Below are 15,951 nucleotides of genomic sequence, written 5' to 3'. Positions count from 1 at the left end.
GGGCCATTACTTTAGCTTTGAAAGGCATTCCGATTGGCTCCTCGCAACCACGTCAGCCATCAAAATTGCGGCTGCAACGCGCGACAATCACGTCATGTCGTCAGCGTTGATTCACACCTCGTTTTATCGCTTCACACCTCTGGCTGATCCGGAGGCGGTGGCCCGCCATCTGCGGGAGATTTGTGCCCATGTACAGGGCAGCATCCTGGTGGCACCCGAGGGCCTGAGTGGCGTGGCCGCAGGCACCGCCGAGCACATCGCCGCCTTCGAGCAAGCCTTGCTGAACGACGCACCCTTCGCAGGTGCCTTCACCGGCATGGCCTTCAAGCGCAGCAGTTGCAACACGGCGCCCTTCGCCCGCATGAAGGTACACGTGAAGCCGGAAATCGTGGCTTTTGGCGTGGACGGCGTGACAGCCGTGGCGTCTGACGACACCCATGTCAGCCCGCAAGCCTGGCGCACCCTGATCCAGCGCGATGACGTGGTGGTCATCGACAACCGCAACAGCTTCGAGTACCGCCTCGGCCGTTTTGAAGGTGCCATCGACCCGCAAGTCGACAACTTCCGCGACTTTGCGCAGTGGGTGCAAGCCCGCGCTCCACAGTGGCGTGAACAAGGCAAGACGGTGGCGATGTACTGCACCGGCGGCATCCGCTGCGAAAAGACCAGCACCTGGATGCAGGAGCAAGGCCTGGCCGTGCGCCAGCTGCAGGGCGGCATCCTGAATTACTTCCAGTCGTTGCCAGACGCTGAACTGGATTGGCAGGGCGAGTGTTTTGTCTTCGACAACCGCATCGCCATCAACACCCGCATGCAGGAAACTGACACCACCGCCCGGCAGGTGTATGACCCCGCATCGCCCGATGAAGCCTGGCGCCTGACCCGGGCCCTGCGGCTGGACGCAGCCACCGACGAATGAGCCGGCCCCGTCCCGCCTGGCGCCCTGCCCCCCGCGAAGGCGTGGGCGCCAGCTGCGTGGCCTTGTCACCCGGCCCCTGGCTGACCGTGGCGGAGTTCCTGGCCTGGCGGCTGCCAGCGGTCTCGATGACCGATTGGCAGGCCCGCATGGCCCGCGGAGACGTGCTGGACGCCCAGGGCCTGCCCGTGCCCCCTGAAGCGCCCTACAGACCCCACAGCACGCTCTGGTACTGGCGGGAACTGCCGGCCGAGGCCCACATTCCCTTCGACGCCCAGATCCTGTTCCGGGATGAGCAGTTGCTGGTCGTCGACAAGCCGCATTTCCTGCCGATGACGCCCAAGGGCCGCTATGCGCGCGAAACCTTGCTGGCGCGTCTTCAAAAGCAGACCGGGCTCGATACGCTCGTGCCTATCCACCGGCTCGACCGTGAAACCGCCGGCGTGGTCATCTTCAGCATCCGGCCGGATGACCGGGCCGCCTACCAGGCCCTCTTCCGCGACCGGGTGGTGCACAAAGTCTACGAAGCCCTGGCTCCGGTGCGTGACGATCTTCAATGGCCACTGACCCGCGCCAGCCGGCTGGCCACCAGCGATGCCCACTTCATGCAGGTGACCGAGGTGGCGGGTGAGGTCAATGCCATCACCCACATCGATCTGCTGCGCCGCGTGCCGGGCACGGGGGCCTCCGACGGTCAGGCCATCGGCCACTACCAGCTCAGCCCGCACACGGGCCGCACGCACCAGCTGCGCGTGCACATGCATGCGCTGGGCCTGCCCCTGCTGGGTGACGGCATCTACCCGGTGCTGAAGGATGAACCGCCTGTGGGCGTCGCGCCGGACTACAGCCGCCCTCTGCAGTTGCTGGCTCGCAGCATCCGCTTTGATGACCCGGTGACGGGTGAAGCGCGCAGCTTCAACAGCCTGCGCTCGCTCAGCTGGCCAGACTTCCTCTGAAGCTTCCTTCGAACGCTTTTGCAGGCGTTCCCAGATTTCTTCTTCGCTTTTTCTTCTCTTGTATTGATTGAAGGAATTGAAGGAAATCTGAATAGGTCATAGCAGTAGAGGGCACCTTTTTGTGTGGATATCCCCGTTTTTCCAAGCGCTGACAAGCACTTGCCAGCAGGACAAGCATGTGGGCCGCACCCCTGCAACGGCGGGACCAGTTCAACAACAACTGCAGCGCACCCCTTGAGGCCGGTGGACAAGCCTCTGCTTGTGCCAGGACTGTCCACAAGTTTGTGCCTTGACAGCCCCTCCAGGCTCCGCTCAATCCAGCCACTTCGGGCTTGGGAGCCCACCCCGTTTTCCCCAAAGCTGCGCTGAAAGCCCGCCCCCTTGTTTTTTCTTCTTCCTGTATTCAACAAGAGAAGTCTCTGAAAAAGGGTAGTCGTATTAGTAGAGCAAGGCCAAATCTGTGGACAAGGCTGTTTTTCACTTTCATATCAACAGCTTGCAATTGAACAAACCCTGTGAAGACAGCCCTTGGTTGTGCAGGGACGGTTCGATATCAACCTCGGACAAGGCGTTTGGCTTGTGGATAACCGGCCTGTTGCTCAAAAGTTATCCACAACCTTGTGCCTTGACGACACCTTGTCCACCGTGATCAGCGCTTGTCTTCCGGGCCCAGCAGGTGTTCCACGCGCGATTGCGCCTTGTTCTTCACCAGCGCCCGCTCGATGAAGTTGGCTTTTCTGTAGAGCGCCTGGCCCTCGCTCTGGCAAGCCTGCGACAAGGCCTTGAGCTGCTCGGTGCCCTGGGTCTTCTGCGCCTTCTCGGCGTCCTGCATCAGGCTGTCGGCCTGCGGGTTGCGCAAGCCGCGCAGGTAGGCCGTGCCGGCGAATGTGAAGCCCAGCTCGGTGAGCTTGAGGATGTCGGGCCGGGTTTGGGTGGCGCCTGCCTTGTACCGGGCGATCAAGGGCGCCACATCGGCCTTCAGCGCCGCCACGCAGCTGGAGCTGCGGCGGAAGAACTCCTCGGTGCCGGCATCGGCCGCGTGGGCGCTGTGTGCACCTGCCACCAGCCACAAGGCGCCGAGAGAGCGCCAGAGGCGGCCTGAAAGCCGTTGGCGAGGGAAGCAGATCAAGTCCATGCCGTATTCAACGCCAAAACAGCGCACCGGGCAGACAGCGGTGGTGAAGACAGTCTGCAAGCGGCATTTTTCTGATCACTTCGGTGCTGCATGGCATACCTTGGTTTAGGGGGCTGTGTCAGCAAACGCCTCGGGCATCATGCCCCGGCAAACAGGGCCGCAAAGGTCCGCCAGGCTGCAGCAAACCCTGAACGGAGTACTCGGCATCGGACGCAGGGAGAAAACGAATGGATTGCAGAATTCTTCGCCAGGTCATGGTCAAGGCTGATGGGCATCTTTGCTGCGATGACAGCAAAGGCTACAAGATTGATCTTGGTCTGATTGCAGATTCGCCCGGCTGGCGCTTGAAAGATATTCTGCAGGGTCCGCTTTACCAGCACATTCGCTCGTCATTCGCCAATTCAAGAATGCCGTGGCCGGATACTTGCGAAATCTGCGATCTGTTTTCACGGGGTGCGCAGCCCCATGACACCCTGGATACCCGCGTCAATCTGTTGATTGAGCCGACGCTGGCTTGCGGTTTGTCGTGTGCATGCTGCATCCGGAAAAGCGTGATTGCCAAAGGCAGAGACACCAATTCACTCAGGCCCGAGTTGATCACGCGCCTGATTGAATCTTGCCAGCGCGACAACATCCAGGTGGGCGAGGTTCAATACATCGGCCAGGGTGAGCCCTTGCTGCATGACAACTTCACCGCATTGTTCAATGCCGTCAAGTACGGTTCTCCAGAGTCGATGCAAGTGGTCACTACCACCGGGAACGTTGACTTTGCAAGCACCATTGCCAACACACGTCCTGATCGCATCGTGGTGTCTTGCGACGGCACCCGGCAGGCTACTTACGAAAAATACCGTCGTGGGGGCAACCTGGCTCAGGTCATGAAGTTCATGCGGGACTGCAAGACGATCGGCCAACCGGGCATCGTGCTGGAATGGAAATACATTCTCTTTGAGCACAATGACCAGGATGAGGAAATTCTGGAAGCTCAGGCGATTGCGGATGAGATCGGGGTGGATTCACTGCTGTTCATCGTCACCAATTCAAAATGGCAATCGACGCGTTTCACGGTCAGCAATATTCACGAGTTTCCACTGGTGTCCAAGGCGGCTTCCATCTCACCTGCAGCGGCGCTGGGGGCCATCGACAAGGAAAGTCACGGTTTGACCGGCCGCCCGCCCGACAACAAATCGTTCGGGGTGATTGATGTCTGCAATTTCACAGTTGGCAACATCATGAATGTGGAAGGTTGGGCGCTGGATATCAGCGGCAAATACGCCACACGGATGGAGTTGCTGCTGGATGGCCAGGTGGTGGCTGACTTGAGCACTGGTTTTCAGCGCACCGACGTGGCCAGGGTTCATGAACAGGCACAGGGGCCACATTGCGGCTTTGTATTCAAGGTTCCCGTCGCGCCAGACAATTTGCCTCGCTCGGTGGTGGTGCGAGTGATCGGCCCTTCCGGGACAGCCTTGCTGGGCGGCCCCACGCAATGGCTGTCAGCTGGTGAACGTCCACAGGTGGCTGCGGAGGCGCCCCCTGCGCGCGCGCCTTCTTTGTGGCAATCCATCGTCCTTCGGCGCAAGGAGAGTCAGCCTTCGCCGTATTGAGCGCTTCACCCCAGGCGCAACCACCTCGGCCAACCCAGGCGCTCGATCCACACCAGCGCGCCAGCGGTCATGCCCACCAGCACGGCCAAGCCGGGCAGCACCACGCCCTGGGCACCGGGATCGATCCAGTTGGTGTTCGCCATCACGGCCGGACCCAAGGTAGCCACCACGGTACCCGCCGTGAAGGCCAGACCCAGCACCATGGCGAGAGTGTCGCGGGTCATTTGCACCTTTTGCTCGTCCAGTTGCTGGCTGGCCATCTGCCATTCGGCTTCGGCAGCGGCTTTTCGGGTGGCCAGCTCCTGGGCCTGTTCCATGGCAATGCGCTGCCAGACACTGGCCTGCAAGGTGGGCGAAACAGGCGGTGCTTTCAGCGCCTGAGCCAGGGCCACGTCCAGCGCAGCGTCCAGGGCGGGGTCAAAGGGGTCATGTGGCAGTGACATGGTCTGGCCTCGGTGCGTGCAACAACAGGGGCTCAGTGGCCCAACCACAGCGCCGGATCGGCCAGGCCATGTTGTTGCAGTTGTTGTTTCAGGTTGGCGCGGGCGCGGTGCAGGTGTGTCTTCACGGTGTTCTCCGGCTGCCCGAGCATCAGCGCCACTTCAGCCACCTGTCGCTCTTCAAAATAGAACAGGCGCAGGCATTGCTGCTGGGCGTCCGGCAGCTTCCCGATCAGTTGCTGAAGCACCTGCTGGCTGTCGGCGGTGTTGTCTGTTTCCGATGGGCTGCTCAATTGCTCGGCTTGAAAGGCCACATCCTCATCGCTCAATGATTCAACTTGCAGGCCAGGCTTGGCCAGCAAGCTCAGGCAGCGGTTCCGCGTGATGGCGTACATCCAGGTCGACGGGGCGCCCAGCGCGGCGTTGTAGCCGGGCAGGGCCCGCCAGATGCGCACCAGGGCGTCCTGCGTGGCTTCACTGGCCAGCTCGGGCCGGCGCAGCAGGGCCAGGCACAGGTGGTGCAGATGCCGCTCGTAGCGTCGCATCAGCAGATCGAACGCCATCGTCAAGTCGCCGGCGGCCAGCAGGGCGCAGATGTCCGCATCGCGGGCGGCTGCAGCACTGGGGGCAGGGGGCTCGATCCGGTCACGCATGCCGGTTGATACCTCGGCGTTGTCGAACAGGTTTCACCCGGCCCCACAAAAAGTTTTTGTGCCTGGGCTGAAACCATCAAGCTGGTCGCCGGGTATCAACCGCATCACGACGCCAACACGGCCACAAGGAGCGCTGACATGACCGAACTCAAGCACATCATTCCCTTCATGATCCCGATCATCGCGATGGTCATGGGTATCAGCATGGCCATGCTGGCCATCATGATGGACTACCGCAAGAAACGCATCATGCTGGAGTTGCTGCACAAGGAACGCATGCTGATGCTGGAGCGCGGGCTGGAAGTGCCACCGCTGCCGCCAGAGCTGTTCGAGCAGGGCCGCAAGGCCTCTCGCATCTGCGGGCCGGCCACCATCCTGCGCCGCGGCCTGCTGTTTCTGCTGGTCGGAGTGGCCGTGGGCGGCGCGCTGGTGTTCAACGAAGACCTCGCCTCGGCGGTGTGGGCCGGCATTCCGGTGGCCATCGGCGTGGCCTACCTGATCAGCTATCTGATCGAGGTGAATCGCCCAGCCGTGAACGCCAACTGAGCGTTTCGCTCAGGGATGTGAGGCTTCCGCCTCAGATGCACCGTGGCCATTACCGCCCTGGCGCAGCGGCAGCCACTGCGACACCACGATGGCCACCAGGATCAGACCGCACCCGAGCCAGCCGCTGGGTGTGAGGCGGTCGCCCATCAGCAGGGCGCCAAACAGGGCGGCGAACACGGTTTCGCTCGACATGATGAGCGCCGCATCCGAGGCATGGGTATGGCGTTGCGCCACGACCTGGCCGGTGTAGCCAATGCCCACCGACACCGCGCCGGTGTACAGAATTGCCCAGCCGGCACCCTGGATGGCTGCCCACGACCAGGGCTCGATCACCAGCGACACCACCAAGGCCAGCACGCTGCAGACGATGAACTGCACCAAGGCCAGCACGTAACCCACGTTCCAGCGGGCCGATACCCAGCCCACGAGCGCCACATGCAGTGCCCAGGGCAGGCTGCTGCCCAGTACCCACAAATCGCCCACGACGAAGGTGGTGGCCATGGTGGCACCGGCAGTGTCACTGCCCTGATGACCTGCCAGCAGCCAGGTGCCCACCACGCAGGCCAACGCGGCCGGCCACACCACCCAATGCGGCTTGCGGCCAAAAAACAGCCAGCCCAGCACCGGCACCATCGGCACATACAAGGCCGTGAGGAAGCCGGCATTGGTGGCACTGGTGGTGAGCAAGCCCACCTGCTGCAGGGCCGCGCCCAGAAAGATCAGGCTGCCCAGGCCCGCCATCGCGGCCCAGCCGCCGGCAGTGGCCACCGCGTGCACCTTGGGTTGCCGCCATTCAAGCCACGCCAGTGGTGCCACCACCAGCGCACCCAGCGCAAAACGCAGGCCGGTGAAGGCAAACGGGCCGAGGTGCTCCATGCCCCAGGCCTGCGGCACGAACGCAAAACCCCAGATCAGGGCCACGGAAATCAACAGGGCATCAGCTTGCCAACGGGTCACGCGCAGGGTCTCCAGAACAACACCGGTGGCACTTCAGTGGCCTGTGACGCAGCGGTCAGCCCGGGGGCGGGCAGTGTCGCATGGGTGAAGATCGAGGCAGGCATTGCCGCGCGTGCCATCACTCGGCAGACCGGCCAGCTTCCTTCAGCCGCCCGGCACCGGGTGCTTCACCGCGTTCTTGCGCAACTTGGCTGCCACCGCGGCCTCCAGGTCTACCCCCGCATGGTCGGCGATCTGCAGCAGGTAGAGCAGCACATCCGCCACTTCGTCGCACACCTGTTCGTGCACCACCGGGTCATTGCGGGTGGCCATCGATTGCTCCGGCGTCAGCCACTGGAAGATCTCGGCCAGCTCGGCCGCTTCCACCATCAAGGCGGTGCTCAGGTTTTTCGGGGTGTGAAAGGACTGCCACTGGCGGTCAGCGGCGAATTGGCGCAGTGTGGCTTGCAGGGCGGCGGTGTTCACGGGCGGTGCGGCCACGGCAGGCAGCCGCAGCGAAATGGTTCGGTGCGGCCATTGTGGGCGAGCACCTCACCCGCCTTCGCGGCCGGGTTCGCCCGGTCAGACGCTGATGTCGAGCAGGCTGCCCAGCATGCGGTCACCGGTGCGGATGACCTGCACGTTGGCTTGGGCGTTGTAGAGCGCCACTTTCTGCTCCACCACGTCTTGCGCGATGTCCGTCTGGGCCTGCTCGGTCTGGCGCACGCTGGCACGCACACCACCGTCCGGCCGGGCTTCCTGATGCACCTCCTGGCGCTTGAAGCCTTCGGTGCTGGCGTTGGCGATGTTGTGGGCCGCCACGCTCAGCCGTGCCTGGTTGGCACTCAGGCCCGTGGACGGGATGCTGGAGATGGCTGATGTAGACATGCCCCCGCTATCGACCGAACTGGCAGGCTGTTGAGCCGCTTATCTCGTCCATGAATGTAAAAAGTTGAAATCAGCGGTGAGTGGCGCTGTCATGTCATTGCGGCCAGCCCGGCGCAGGCATGATGCCGATGATGCGGGCAAGCCTTGTCTGCCGGGGGAATATTGCATGAAAAAACCAGGCAAACGTCCGGTCACCACCGCCCTGTCGGCCTTGTCTGACTTGCGCGGCAGCGTCCGGCTGGCCGTGGAAGGCACCCAGGGCGTCACCGGCATGGTGGAAAGCGTGCACCAGCGGGTGGTGAGCCTGGCGCCGCCGCTCGGCAAGGTGGCGGACACCCGCACCACGGGCCTGACGGGCTTTGTTTACCGCAGCATCCGCAACACCACCCACTGGGTGGGCACGGGCCTGGACGCCGCCTTGGCCCTGGCGCAGCGCACGCTGGCAGCGCTGCCCGACGACGACACCGCCGTCGCAGCGACCGACGGTGCGGCGCCCCCGCAGCGCCGCCTGGCCGTGCTGGCGGCGCTGAACGGCGTGCTGGGTGATCATCTGGCGGCCACTGACAACCCGCTGGCCTTGACGATGGGCCTGCACCGCCGCCCCGCCGATGTACCCGCCACGCCGCATGTGCTGGTGCTGGTGCACGGCCTGTGCATGAACGACCTGCAATGGACGCACCAGGGCCATGATCACGGGCAGATGCTGGCAGCAGCCGGCTGGTCGCCCGTTTATGCGCGCTACAACAGCGGGCTGCACATATCGGCCAATGGCCTGGCGCTGGCGCAGCACCTTGAGCGTTGCCTGGCGGCCTGGCCGGTGCCCGTGGCATCGGTGGCCTTGCTGGGCCACAGCATGGGTGGGCTGGTGTTGCGCAGTGCCCTGCAGCAGGCGCAGGCCGCAGGCATGGCCTGGCCCGCGCAGGTGCGCCAGCTGGTGTGCCTGGGCACACCCCACCACGGCGCGCCGCTGGAGCAGGCAGGCAGCTGGGTGCATCAGGCCCTGTCGCTCAGCCCTTACCTGATGCCGTTCACCCGGCTGGCGGGCTTGCGCAGCGCCGGCATCACTGACTTGCGCTACGGCAACCTGCTGGCGTCAGACATCCGGCATGCCCAGCGCCATGTGGGCCGTGATCAGCGCACCCCCGTGTCCTTGCCAGCGGGCGTGGCCAGCTATGCGGTGGCTGGCAGCCTGGCGCCGGCCTGGCTGGGCGACGGCCTGGTGACGATCGACAGCGCCCTGGGCCGGCATCGGCAATCCAGCCGAGCACTGGGGTTTCCGGCTTCACGCACCTTCGTGGCCAAGGGCTGCGGCCACATGAATCTGCTCGACAACGAAGCGGTGCAGCGCCATCTCCAGAAGTGGCTCACGCTATGAGCCTGTGCCGGGTTGAACGGGTTGGTGGCCGCTGAGAAACTTTTTTCAGAAATGTCGTCAACCAGTGTGTTCGAGGCGGCGTTGTCATCTCAAGCCCGGCGATTGCCGGACCCGCTCAGGAGAGTCGGAGCTACCGCGAATCTCGATCACACCTGGAATCTGGAATCATGATCAAGACCAAATCGTTCATCATCGCTTCGCTGTTGTCCGCTGCTGCCGCTGCCTCGTTCGCCCAGGCTGCAGCCACCCCTGCCCCGGTGGCCGCGCCCACCCCGGCCGTCACCGCTGCACCGGCTGCCACGCCTGCTGCCACCGCGCAAACGGCCAAGCACGAAGCCAAGCATCAGGCCAAGCACGAAGCCAAGATGGCCGCGAAGCAAGCCAAGAAGCATGAGCACAAGGCCCATGCCGCCGCAGCCACCACGGCTGCACCGGCTGCAGCGCCCGTGACGGCTGCAGCACCTGTCGCCAAGTAATCGCGCAGTGGTCGCGTACTGATGGTTCGGCCCGCCAGCGTGCGGGCCACCCACCAGCGGGAAACCGCCAATCAGCCGGGCTTGCCCGGCTTTTTCATTTCTGGCTCACCCATTGAGCCTGTCTGATTTGCCGCAGCCTTAAAGGGCGCGTCACTGCAGATCAGAAAACGCATGCCCAAGCTGGTACTTCTTGGCGCGGTACATCGCGGCGTCGGCCACGCGAAGCAAGCCCGGCATGTCGCTGGCATCCTGCGGATAAAACGCGATGCCGATGCTGGCGCGCACCTGTACCTGCTGATCGCCCACCAGGCAGGGCGCACTCACCACCGCCTGCAGCTTCTGTGCAATCGCGTCGGCATGCGCTTGCATCGTCACGTGGCAGAGCAGGCAGAGGAACTCGTCGCCACCCTGGCGGCTGACGGCGTCGCCGCTGCGCATCGCGTGGCTGAGCCGTGCGCTGATGACCTTCAGCAACTCGTCGCCCACGGCATGGCCATGCCGGTCGTTCACGGCCTTGAAGCCGTCGAGGTCGATGTACATCAGCGCGAAGCCGTCAGCGGCATGCTGGTGCGTGCTCAACGCATCGGTGGAGCGCTGGTCAAAGGCCTGGCGGTTGGGCAGGCCGGTCAAGGTGTCGTGAAAGGCTGAGTGGCGCGATGCCTCCTCGCGCAGGCGGCTCGCCAGCAGCGCATGCTCCTGGTGGGCCAGCAGTGCGCGCAGGCGCTGGATCTCCCGCCACAGCGCCTGTTGACTGGGAGTGTCGTCGTTGGTCACGGTGCCAATGGCCAGTGCGGCGGCCGTGGCAGTGGAGGTCATGGCAAGCCCGTTCATGTCGCATCCCCTGATCGGTAGGTCCAAAGGCCCAAATGGCGTCAACAAGGGCCATAGCCTGATTTTCATGCGACGGGGCGTCTGTGCGGTAACCGCCCTCAGCGTTTGCGTTGTTGCTGCTGGTGCTTGCGTTGCCAGGCCTGCAGGTCCTTTTTCCACTGGGCCAGTCGGGGGTCGGGCGCGGTTTCGTCGCTGCCGGCCGAGGCCGCCATCAGCTGATCCAGCAGGCGCTGCTGCTCACTGCTGAGTCGTGCCGGAAAGATCGGCTCCACCTCCACCGCCAGGTCACCGCGCAAGCCGGGCTTGCGAGACGGGTAGCCGGCTGCCGGAAGGCGGTAGTGCAGCTGTTCGCGCACCAGCCGCAGGGTTCGCAGGCCGTCCAGGGTCGGGATGTCCACGGCGCGTTGCGCCATCCAGCCGAAGCCGTCGATGGGCACCTTGATGTGCAGCAGGCCGTCGTCATCCAGCTTGAACAAGGGATGCGGCAGCAGATCGATCGTCATGTCCAGCGTCACCGCACCGTGGCCCGCCCTGGCCTGGCTGCCGTCGGCATGCAGCACGTCGCCCTGGCGCGCGCCTGCCGGTATGCGCACGGTGAGGCGCCAAGGCAGCGAGGCGGCCTTGCCGGTGCCCTGGCAGGCCGCGCAGGGCACGCGTGTCTTGCCGCTGCCATTGCACGCCGTGCATTCGCCCGGCAGGCTGAACAAGCCGACCCAGCCCGGTGCGCGTGCCGTGCCGGTGCCGTTGCAGTTGCTGCAATCGTGGGTGTGGCGCAGCACGCCGCGGCCGTCACAGGGCTCGCAGGTCGACGACAAGAAGCCGCTGAGCAAGCGCGTACAGCCGAGCGCTGCTTCTTCCAGTGTCAGCTTCACGCTTCGCCGCACGGCACGCGGCGGCGGGCCTGGTGGCGGCGGTGGTCCGGCGGGTGGTGCCGCTGGGGGTTCGGCCTGCGGTGGTGGCCGTGGCGATGCCTGCGGTGGGGGCGCAGGGGCATCCTCCGCCGGGTCTTGGTCGCGGATCAGCTGGTAGGCCAGGTTGATGCGCTGCATGCGCGCCACGGCCATCGGGCCCGGATGGCGATCGGGGTGCCACTGGGACACCAGCTTGCGCCATGCGGCCTTGACCTCTTGTTCGCTGGCAGTGCGTTGCACCCCCAGCTCGACGTACGCGTCCTCGATGTCCACTCGATTGAATTCCCGCTCCGGCCACATGCCGGGCCATGGCGCTTATCGGCCGCTCCGGCGGGCTGTTGAGCGTCATGCAAAGTGGTTGGCACAGATGGCGATGGCAGCCTTTGTCATTGCTGTTGCCCCGGATGGCTGCTGCCCCGGCGGGCTGGGAAACTGCCCACCATGAACTTTCCACCTGTGTTGCTGCTGGCGGCCATTTCTGGCGTTCTGGCCATTGTGTCGGCGCCGTGGGCGCTGGGCCAGCCTTGGCTGAACTATGTTTTCAAGCCGGCCACCACGTTGTTGTTGATGCTCTGGGCCTGGCCGAGGGGCGCGGGCCATCCGATGCAGCCGTGGATCCGCCGGGCGCTGGTGTGCTCGCTGGCGGGTGATGTGGCGCTGATGTGGCCGGTGTCGGGCTTCTTGCCGGGCCTGGGGTCGTTCATGCTGGCGCACCTCGCCTACATCGTGGCATTCACCCGGGGCGGGCACCGCGTCTGGTGGTGGCCGGCGCTGGCGTTCAATGCGGTGGCGGCGGCGGCCGTGCTCGGTTGGCTGTGGCCGTCCATCCCGGCTGATCTTCAGCCGCCGGTGCTGGTGTACGTGGTGGCGCTGAGCTGCATGGCAGCGTTGGCAGCGGGCCGCTGGCAGGCGCTGCGTCAGGATGCCGCGCAAGCGGCGCAGGTGTCGGGGGCGCGACTGGCGGCCTGTGGGGGCCTGCTGTTCATGCTGTCGGACTCGTTGATCGCCATCAACAAGTTCGCCGGGCCGGTGCCGATGGACAGCCTCTGGGTGCTGGTCACCTACTGGGTGGCTCAGGCCTGCTTCGTGTCAGCGCTGCCTGCGCCGGCGGCCACGATCACGCGGTCGCGGCCCTGGCATTTCGCGTCGTAGAGGGCCTTGTCTGCGGCTTCCACCAGCGTGATGGGCGCGCGCCCGGACACCGCCATGGCACTGGCCACGCCGATGCTGACGCTCAGCAGGCCGCTGGCGCTGTCCATGTGCTCCAGGCGCAGGGCCGCCACGGCCTGACGCATGCGCTCGGCCACCACCAGGGCGCCGTTCGCATCAGCGTCTTCCAGAATCGCCAGAAACTCCTCACCGCCATAACGCACCAGGTGGTCGCCGGGCCGCACCAGCGCGCTGCTCAGGGCCTCGGCCACTTCGCGCAGGCAGTGGTCACCGGTGGTGTGGCCGTAGCGGTCATTCAGCAGCTTGAAGTGGTCGATGTCGATCATCAGCACGCTCATGCTGTGGCGCTCACGCAGAGCGCGGCGCCAGGCCTCGTTCAATGAACGATCGAGCCAATGGCGGTTGGCCACGCCGGTCAGCGCATCGGTGAAGGCCACCGATTGCAGGGCGTCATGTTCACGCCGCAGCAGCTCGCCATTCGCCAGCGTGCTGGCCTGGGCCAGCGTGTTGCGCAAGGCATAGCCCAGCACCGACACCAGCACCCCCACCACACCGGCCGGGTAATCGAAGGGCACAAGCACCAGCGACACGCCCAGCAGCGCGCCGGCAATCATCACCGGGCTCAGGCTGCGCACCATCAGCACCACGCGCAGGGGCACCTGGCTCAGCATCATGGGGCCGGCAGGCCGCAGGGCCAGCGTCATCAGCAGGGCAAAGGCCACGGTGATGGCCGAGCTGATCTCCGGCCCCTGCGCCGCTACCCAGTGGTTGTTCAGCCCCGCCAGCACCATGTAGACCACGCTGTGGGTGGCCACGGCGGTGAAGAGGTCGCGCTCGGCGCGCTCTTGCGCGGCGCGCCACCGCACCACGGCGCCGGCGGCCACGAACAGGTTCTGCGCATCCACCAGCCACACCATCACGGCCACGCTGGCTTCATCCGGGGCGCCGCGGGCGGTCAGGCTTTGCCAGGTCAGCAGGAAGTAGCTGACACCCAGCGCGAGCGACAGCCCTGCGTCGACCCAGCGGATGGGCTCAGACCAGCCTGCACGCCAGGGCGTGGCGATCAGCAGCAGCAGCGGCACCGCCGACAGATGGAACGCCAGCATGGCCTCCCGGTACATGTCGTTCTGGCGGCCCAGCACCCATTCGTGCCAGAGGTTGGCGGCGGCACCGCCGGTCCAGATGAAGATGGCGAAGGCCAGCAGCAACCAGCCGCTGCGCGCGTGCTTGGCTTCACGGTATGCGCGCAGCAGCACGCACACGCCGGACAGTACCGGCACGATCACCATGGCCAGGTAGGCGATGGTCGGAATGTCGGCCGGCATCAGGCCCATCAACAGGGCCTGGATCAACAAAACAGCAAGGGGCAAAACCAACGGCATCCCCCCATTCTGCCGGTGTGGCGCGCAGGGTCAGCGGCGACCACCCCAGCGGTCATCGCCGCGACCGTGATCCCAGTCACCGCGGGGGCCGCCGCCGGGGTAGATCACCGGCGGAGCTTCCACCACCACGCCGGGCCGCCAGCCGTGGTGATAGCCGCGCGGCGTGACCACGATGCAGCCGCTGAGCGCTGCGCCCAGCAACAGGGTGGTGGCGAGCGACAGCAGCCGGGTGGCGCGTGGATAGGCGGTCATGGCAGCATGCCTCGGGTGTGGAAGACACCTCCCTAACGCCATCGAGCCCGGCAGCGATGACAGCCTCGCGCACAATGGGTGATGAAAGCACCTCCCCGACTGCAGTCGCTGATCGAAGAAGGGTTGATCGACACCGTGGTTCGACAACTCATGAGCGGCAAGGAAGCCATGGTCTACGTGGTGCGCAGCGGTGACGAAACGCTGTGCGCCAAGATCTACAAGGAAGCCACCCACCGCAGCTTCCGGCAAGCCGTGGACTACACCGAAAACCGCAAGGTGAAGAACACCCGCCAGGCGCGCGCCATGGCCAAGGGCACCCGCTTCGGCCGGCAGGCCCAGGAAGAGGCCTGGCAGAGCGCCGAGGTGGACGCGCTGTACCGCCTGGCTGCGGCAGGCGTGCGCGTGCCCCGGCCCTTGAACTTCCATGACGGCGTGCTGCTGATGGAGCTGGTCACCAACGCCGATGGTGATGCCGCGCCACGCCTCAATGATGTCGAGTTCACCCGGGAAGATGCCGCACGCCACCACGACACGCTGCTGCGCCAGGTGGTGCGCATGCTGGCCTCGGCCGGCACGGTGCACGGTGACTTGTCGGAGTTCAACATCCTGCTGGCCGAAGACGGCCCGGTCATCATCGACCTGCCGCAGGCCGTGGACGCCGCCGGCAACAACCACGCCGCCCGCATGCTGCTGCGCGACGTGGACAACCTGCGCAACTTCTTCGGCCGCTTCGAGCCGGCGCTGCTCAACACTGCCTACGGCCCCGAGATGTGGAGCCTCTATCAGCGCGGCATGCTGCAGGCCGATACCCCGCTGACCGGCCACTTCGAGCCCGAGCTGGCCAGCGTTGATCTGCGCAGCGTGCTGCGTGAAATCGACGATGCCCGCGACGAGGAAACCGCGCGGCAGATGCGCATGTCGGGCCGCGAGGCCTGACGCGCGCTCACCAGCCCTCGTCGGCTGGTTTACTTGACCGGAATCGGCGTGCCGCGGTCCACCGGCACGGCGGTCACCGAGTTCTGCGGAGAGCCTTCAATCAGCCGGTCGGAGTAGGTCAGGTAGACCAGCGTGTTGCGCGGCGTGTCCACCATCCGCACGATGCGCAGCTTCTTGAACACCAGGCTGATGCGCTCGCTGAACACCTCTTCCTGTTCGGGCAGCGGCTTGCCGATCGACACCGGCCCGACGGCGCGGCAGGCGATGGAGGCTTCCGACTTGTCTTCCGCCAGGCCCAGCGCGCCCTTGATGCCGCCGGTCTTGGCGCGCGACACATAGCAGGTCACGCCTGCCACCTTCGGGTCGTCGTAGGCTTCCACCACGATCTTGTGGTCGGGCCCGATGAACTTGAACACCGTGTCGACGGCGCCGATCTGCTCGGCCCGCAGGCCGGTGGTGGCACACAAGGTCAGCAGCCCCAGTGCAAGGGCACGGCTGGGGGCGCTGGTGTGGACATGGAAGCGGCGCATGGTGATCTCCC

19 protein-coding genes are annotated in these 15,951 nt (G+C 65.2%); 8 read left to right on the top strand and 11 right to left on the bottom strand.

The features are described from left to right. Positions 1-94 precede the first annotated feature (94 nt). Together trhO and AACH00_RS10310 are read left to right on the top strand one after the other, a co-directional pair. Complete coding sequence (gene trhO / locus AACH00_RS10315; protein ID WP_341399039.1) at positions 95-919, top strand: oxygen-dependent tRNA uridine(34) hydroxylase TrhO; 825 nt, start codon at positions 95-97, stop codon at positions 917-919. Next, on the top strand, positions 916-1,872 hold the full coding sequence (locus AACH00_RS10310; RefSeq protein ID WP_341399038.1) for a pseudouridine synthase: 957 nt from the start codon (positions 916-918) through the stop codon (positions 1,870-1,872). Before trhO ends, AACH00_RS10310 begins: the two co-directional genes overlap by 4 nt. A gap of 649 nt (positions 1,873-2,521) precedes the next feature. On the opposite strand, the gene AACH00_RS10305 is transcribed toward AACH00_RS10310, so the two are convergent. Continuing rightward, positions 2,522-3,067, bottom strand: coding sequence for a hypothetical protein (locus AACH00_RS10305; protein ID WP_341399037.1), 546 nt, complete (start codon positions 3,065-3,067; stop codon positions 2,522-2,524). Positions 3,068-3,261: 194 nt separating this feature from the next. On the opposite strand from AACH00_RS10305, the gene AACH00_RS10300 reads away from it, so the two are divergent. Next, entirely contained in the window at positions 3,262-4,614 is a 1,353-nt protein-coding gene (locus AACH00_RS10300; RefSeq protein ID WP_341399036.1) for a radical SAM protein, read from the top strand. A 5-nt stretch (positions 4,615-4,619) separates the two neighbouring features. Here the strand turns inward: AACH00_RS10300 and AACH00_RS10295 are convergent, their stop codons facing one another. Beyond that, entirely contained in the window at positions 4,620-5,057 is a 438-nt protein-coding gene (locus tag AACH00_RS10295) for a hypothetical protein (RefSeq protein ID WP_341399035.1), read from the bottom strand. A 32-nt stretch (positions 5,058-5,089) separates the two neighbouring features. Beyond that, positions 5,090-5,707, bottom strand: a complete 618-nt coding sequence (locus tag AACH00_RS10290; RefSeq protein ID WP_341399033.1) for an RNA polymerase sigma factor — start codon at positions 5,705-5,707, stop codon at positions 5,090-5,092. Between the two features lie 138 nt (positions 5,708-5,845). On the opposite strand from AACH00_RS10290, the gene AACH00_RS10285 reads away from it, so the two are divergent. After that, positions 5,846-6,253, top strand: a complete 408-nt coding sequence (locus AACH00_RS10285; protein ID WP_341399032.1) for a DUF6249 domain-containing protein — start codon at positions 5,846-5,848, stop codon at positions 6,251-6,253. Between the two features lie 9 nt (positions 6,254-6,262). On the opposite strand, the gene AACH00_RS10280 is transcribed toward AACH00_RS10285, so the two are convergent. The 3 genes from AACH00_RS10280 to AACH00_RS10270 all read right to left on the bottom strand — a co-directional run bounded on the left by AACH00_RS10280 (position 6,263) and on the right by AACH00_RS10270 (position 8,077). Beyond that, on the bottom strand, positions 6,263-7,210 hold the full coding sequence (locus AACH00_RS10280) for a DMT family transporter (RefSeq protein ID WP_341399031.1): 948 nt from the start codon (positions 7,208-7,210) through the stop codon (positions 6,263-6,265). Positions 7,211-7,354: 144 nt separating this feature from the next. After that, the gene (locus tag AACH00_RS10275) at positions 7,355-7,675 is read right to left on the bottom strand and encodes a nucleotide pyrophosphohydrolase (protein WP_341399188.1); all 321 of its coding nucleotides are present in this window, start codon (positions 7,673-7,675) and stop codon (positions 7,355-7,357) included. Positions 7,676-7,771: 96 nt separating this feature from the next. Then, positions 7,772-8,077 (bottom strand): flagellar basal body protein, encoded by a 306-nt coding sequence (locus tag AACH00_RS10270; protein ID WP_341399030.1) that lies wholly within the window; start codon positions 8,075-8,077, stop codon positions 7,772-7,774. A gap of 166 nt (positions 8,078-8,243) precedes the next feature. Here AACH00_RS10270 and AACH00_RS10265 point away from each other — a divergent pair, with 166 nt between their 5' ends. Together AACH00_RS10265 and AACH00_RS10260 are read left to right on the top strand one after the other, a co-directional pair. Further along, entirely contained in the window at positions 8,244-9,452 is a 1,209-nt protein-coding gene (locus tag AACH00_RS10265) for a lipase family alpha/beta hydrolase (RefSeq protein WP_341399029.1), read from the top strand. 167 nt (positions 9,453-9,619) lie between these two features. Continuing rightward, on the top strand, positions 9,620-9,928 hold the full coding sequence (locus AACH00_RS10260; protein ID WP_341399028.1) for a hypothetical protein: 309 nt from the start codon (positions 9,620-9,622) through the stop codon (positions 9,926-9,928). A gap of 150 nt (positions 9,929-10,078) precedes the next feature. On the opposite strand, the gene AACH00_RS10255 is transcribed toward AACH00_RS10260, so the two are convergent. Next, positions 10,079-10,759 carry a diguanylate cyclase domain-containing protein gene (locus AACH00_RS10255; RefSeq protein ID WP_341399027.1) on the bottom strand — a complete coding sequence of 227 codons (681 nt, stop codon included), beginning with the start codon at positions 10,757-10,759 and terminating at the stop codon, positions 10,079-10,081. A 98-nt stretch (positions 10,760-10,857) separates the two neighbouring features. Continuing rightward, positions 10,858-11,943, bottom strand: a complete 1,086-nt coding sequence (locus AACH00_RS10250; RefSeq protein WP_341399026.1) for a DnaJ C-terminal domain-containing protein — start codon at positions 11,941-11,943, stop codon at positions 10,858-10,860. 168 nt (positions 11,944-12,111) lie between these two features. On the opposite strand from AACH00_RS10250, the gene AACH00_RS10245 reads away from it, so the two are divergent. Then, entirely contained in the window at positions 12,112-12,822 is a 711-nt protein-coding gene (locus tag AACH00_RS10245) for a lysoplasmalogenase (protein ID WP_341399025.1), read from the top strand. Here the strand turns inward: AACH00_RS10245 and AACH00_RS10240 are convergent. Both AACH00_RS10240 and AACH00_RS10235 read right to left on the bottom strand, forming a co-directional pair. Continuing rightward, positions 12,744-14,222 carry a GGDEF domain-containing protein gene (locus tag AACH00_RS10240; RefSeq protein WP_341399024.1) on the bottom strand — a complete coding sequence of 493 codons (1,479 nt, stop codon included), beginning with the start codon at positions 14,220-14,222 and terminating at the stop codon, positions 12,744-12,746. The two genes, AACH00_RS10245 and AACH00_RS10240, sit on opposite strands and share 79 nt — an antisense overlap. Positions 14,223-14,252: 30 nt before the next feature. Beyond that, on the bottom strand, positions 14,253-14,474 hold the full coding sequence (locus AACH00_RS10235; RefSeq protein WP_341399023.1) for a hypothetical protein: 222 nt from the start codon (positions 14,472-14,474) through the stop codon (positions 14,253-14,255). Positions 14,475-14,555: 81 nt separating this feature from the next. Here AACH00_RS10235 and AACH00_RS10230 point away from each other — a divergent pair, with 81 nt between their 5' ends. After that, entirely contained in the window at positions 14,556-15,410 is an 855-nt protein-coding gene (locus AACH00_RS10230) for a PA4780 family RIO1-like protein kinase (RefSeq protein ID WP_341399022.1), read from the top strand. Between the two features lie 29 nt (positions 15,411-15,439). Here AACH00_RS10230 and AACH00_RS10225 read toward each other — a convergent pair whose 3' ends face one another. Next, positions 15,440-15,940, bottom strand: coding sequence for a CreA family protein (locus AACH00_RS10225; protein WP_341399021.1), 501 nt, complete (start codon positions 15,938-15,940; stop codon positions 15,440-15,442). Between the last annotated feature and the right edge of the window lie 11 nt (positions 15,941-15,951).

Origin of the sequence: Ideonella margarita, from assembly GCF_038066635.1 — a bacterium.
GTDB classification, from domain to species: domain Bacteria; phylum Pseudomonadota; class Gammaproteobacteria; order Burkholderiales; family Burkholderiaceae_C; genus Ideonella; species Ideonella margarita.
This window is presented reverse-complemented; position numbering and strand designations above follow the sequence as displayed.

Coding starts and splice junctions, on each gene's coding strand:
- AACH00_RS10300 (WP_341399036.1), top strand. CDS start 3,262: ATGGTCAAGGCTGATGGGCATCTTTGCTGCGATGACAGCAAAGGCTAC.
- AACH00_RS10225 (WP_341399021.1), bottom strand. CDS start 15,940: ATGCGCCGCTTCCATGTCCACACCAGCGCCCCCAGCCGTGCCCTTGCA.
- AACH00_RS10230 (WP_341399022.1), top strand. CDS start 14,556: ATGAAAGCACCTCCCCGACTGCAGTCGCTGATCGAAGAAGGGTTGATC.
- trhO (WP_341399039.1), top strand. CDS start 95: ATGTCGTCAGCGTTGATTCACACCTCGTTTTATCGCTTCACACCTCTG.
- AACH00_RS10260 (WP_341399028.1), top strand. CDS start 9,620: ATGATCAAGACCAAATCGTTCATCATCGCTTCGCTGTTGTCCGCTGCT.
- AACH00_RS10235 (WP_341399023.1), bottom strand. CDS start 14,474: ATGACCGCCTATCCACGCGCCACCCGGCTGCTGTCGCTCGCCACCACC.
- AACH00_RS10290 (WP_341399033.1), bottom strand. CDS start 5,707: ATGCGTGACCGGATCGAGCCCCCTGCCCCCAGTGCTGCAGCCGCCCGC.
- AACH00_RS10285 (WP_341399032.1), top strand. CDS start 5,846: ATGACCGAACTCAAGCACATCATTCCCTTCATGATCCCGATCATCGCG.
- AACH00_RS10265 (WP_341399029.1), top strand. CDS start 8,244: ATGAAAAAACCAGGCAAACGTCCGGTCACCACCGCCCTGTCGGCCTTG.
- AACH00_RS10310 (WP_341399038.1), top strand. CDS start 916: ATGAGCCGGCCCCGTCCCGCCTGGCGCCCTGCCCCCCGCGAAGGCGTG.
- AACH00_RS10255 (WP_341399027.1), bottom strand. CDS start 10,759: ATGAACGGGCTTGCCATGACCTCCACTGCCACGGCCGCCGCACTGGCC.
- AACH00_RS10240 (WP_341399024.1), bottom strand. CDS start 14,222: ATGCCGTTGGTTTTGCCCCTTGCTGTTTTGTTGATCCAGGCCCTGTTG.
- AACH00_RS10270 (WP_341399030.1), bottom strand. CDS start 8,077: ATGTCTACATCAGCCATCTCCAGCATCCCGTCCACGGGCCTGAGTGCC.
- AACH00_RS10245 (WP_341399025.1), top strand. CDS start 12,112: ATGAACTTTCCACCTGTGTTGCTGCTGGCGGCCATTTCTGGCGTTCTG.
- AACH00_RS10295 (WP_341399035.1), bottom strand. CDS start 5,057: ATGTCACTGCCACATGACCCCTTTGACCCCGCCCTGGACGCTGCGCTG.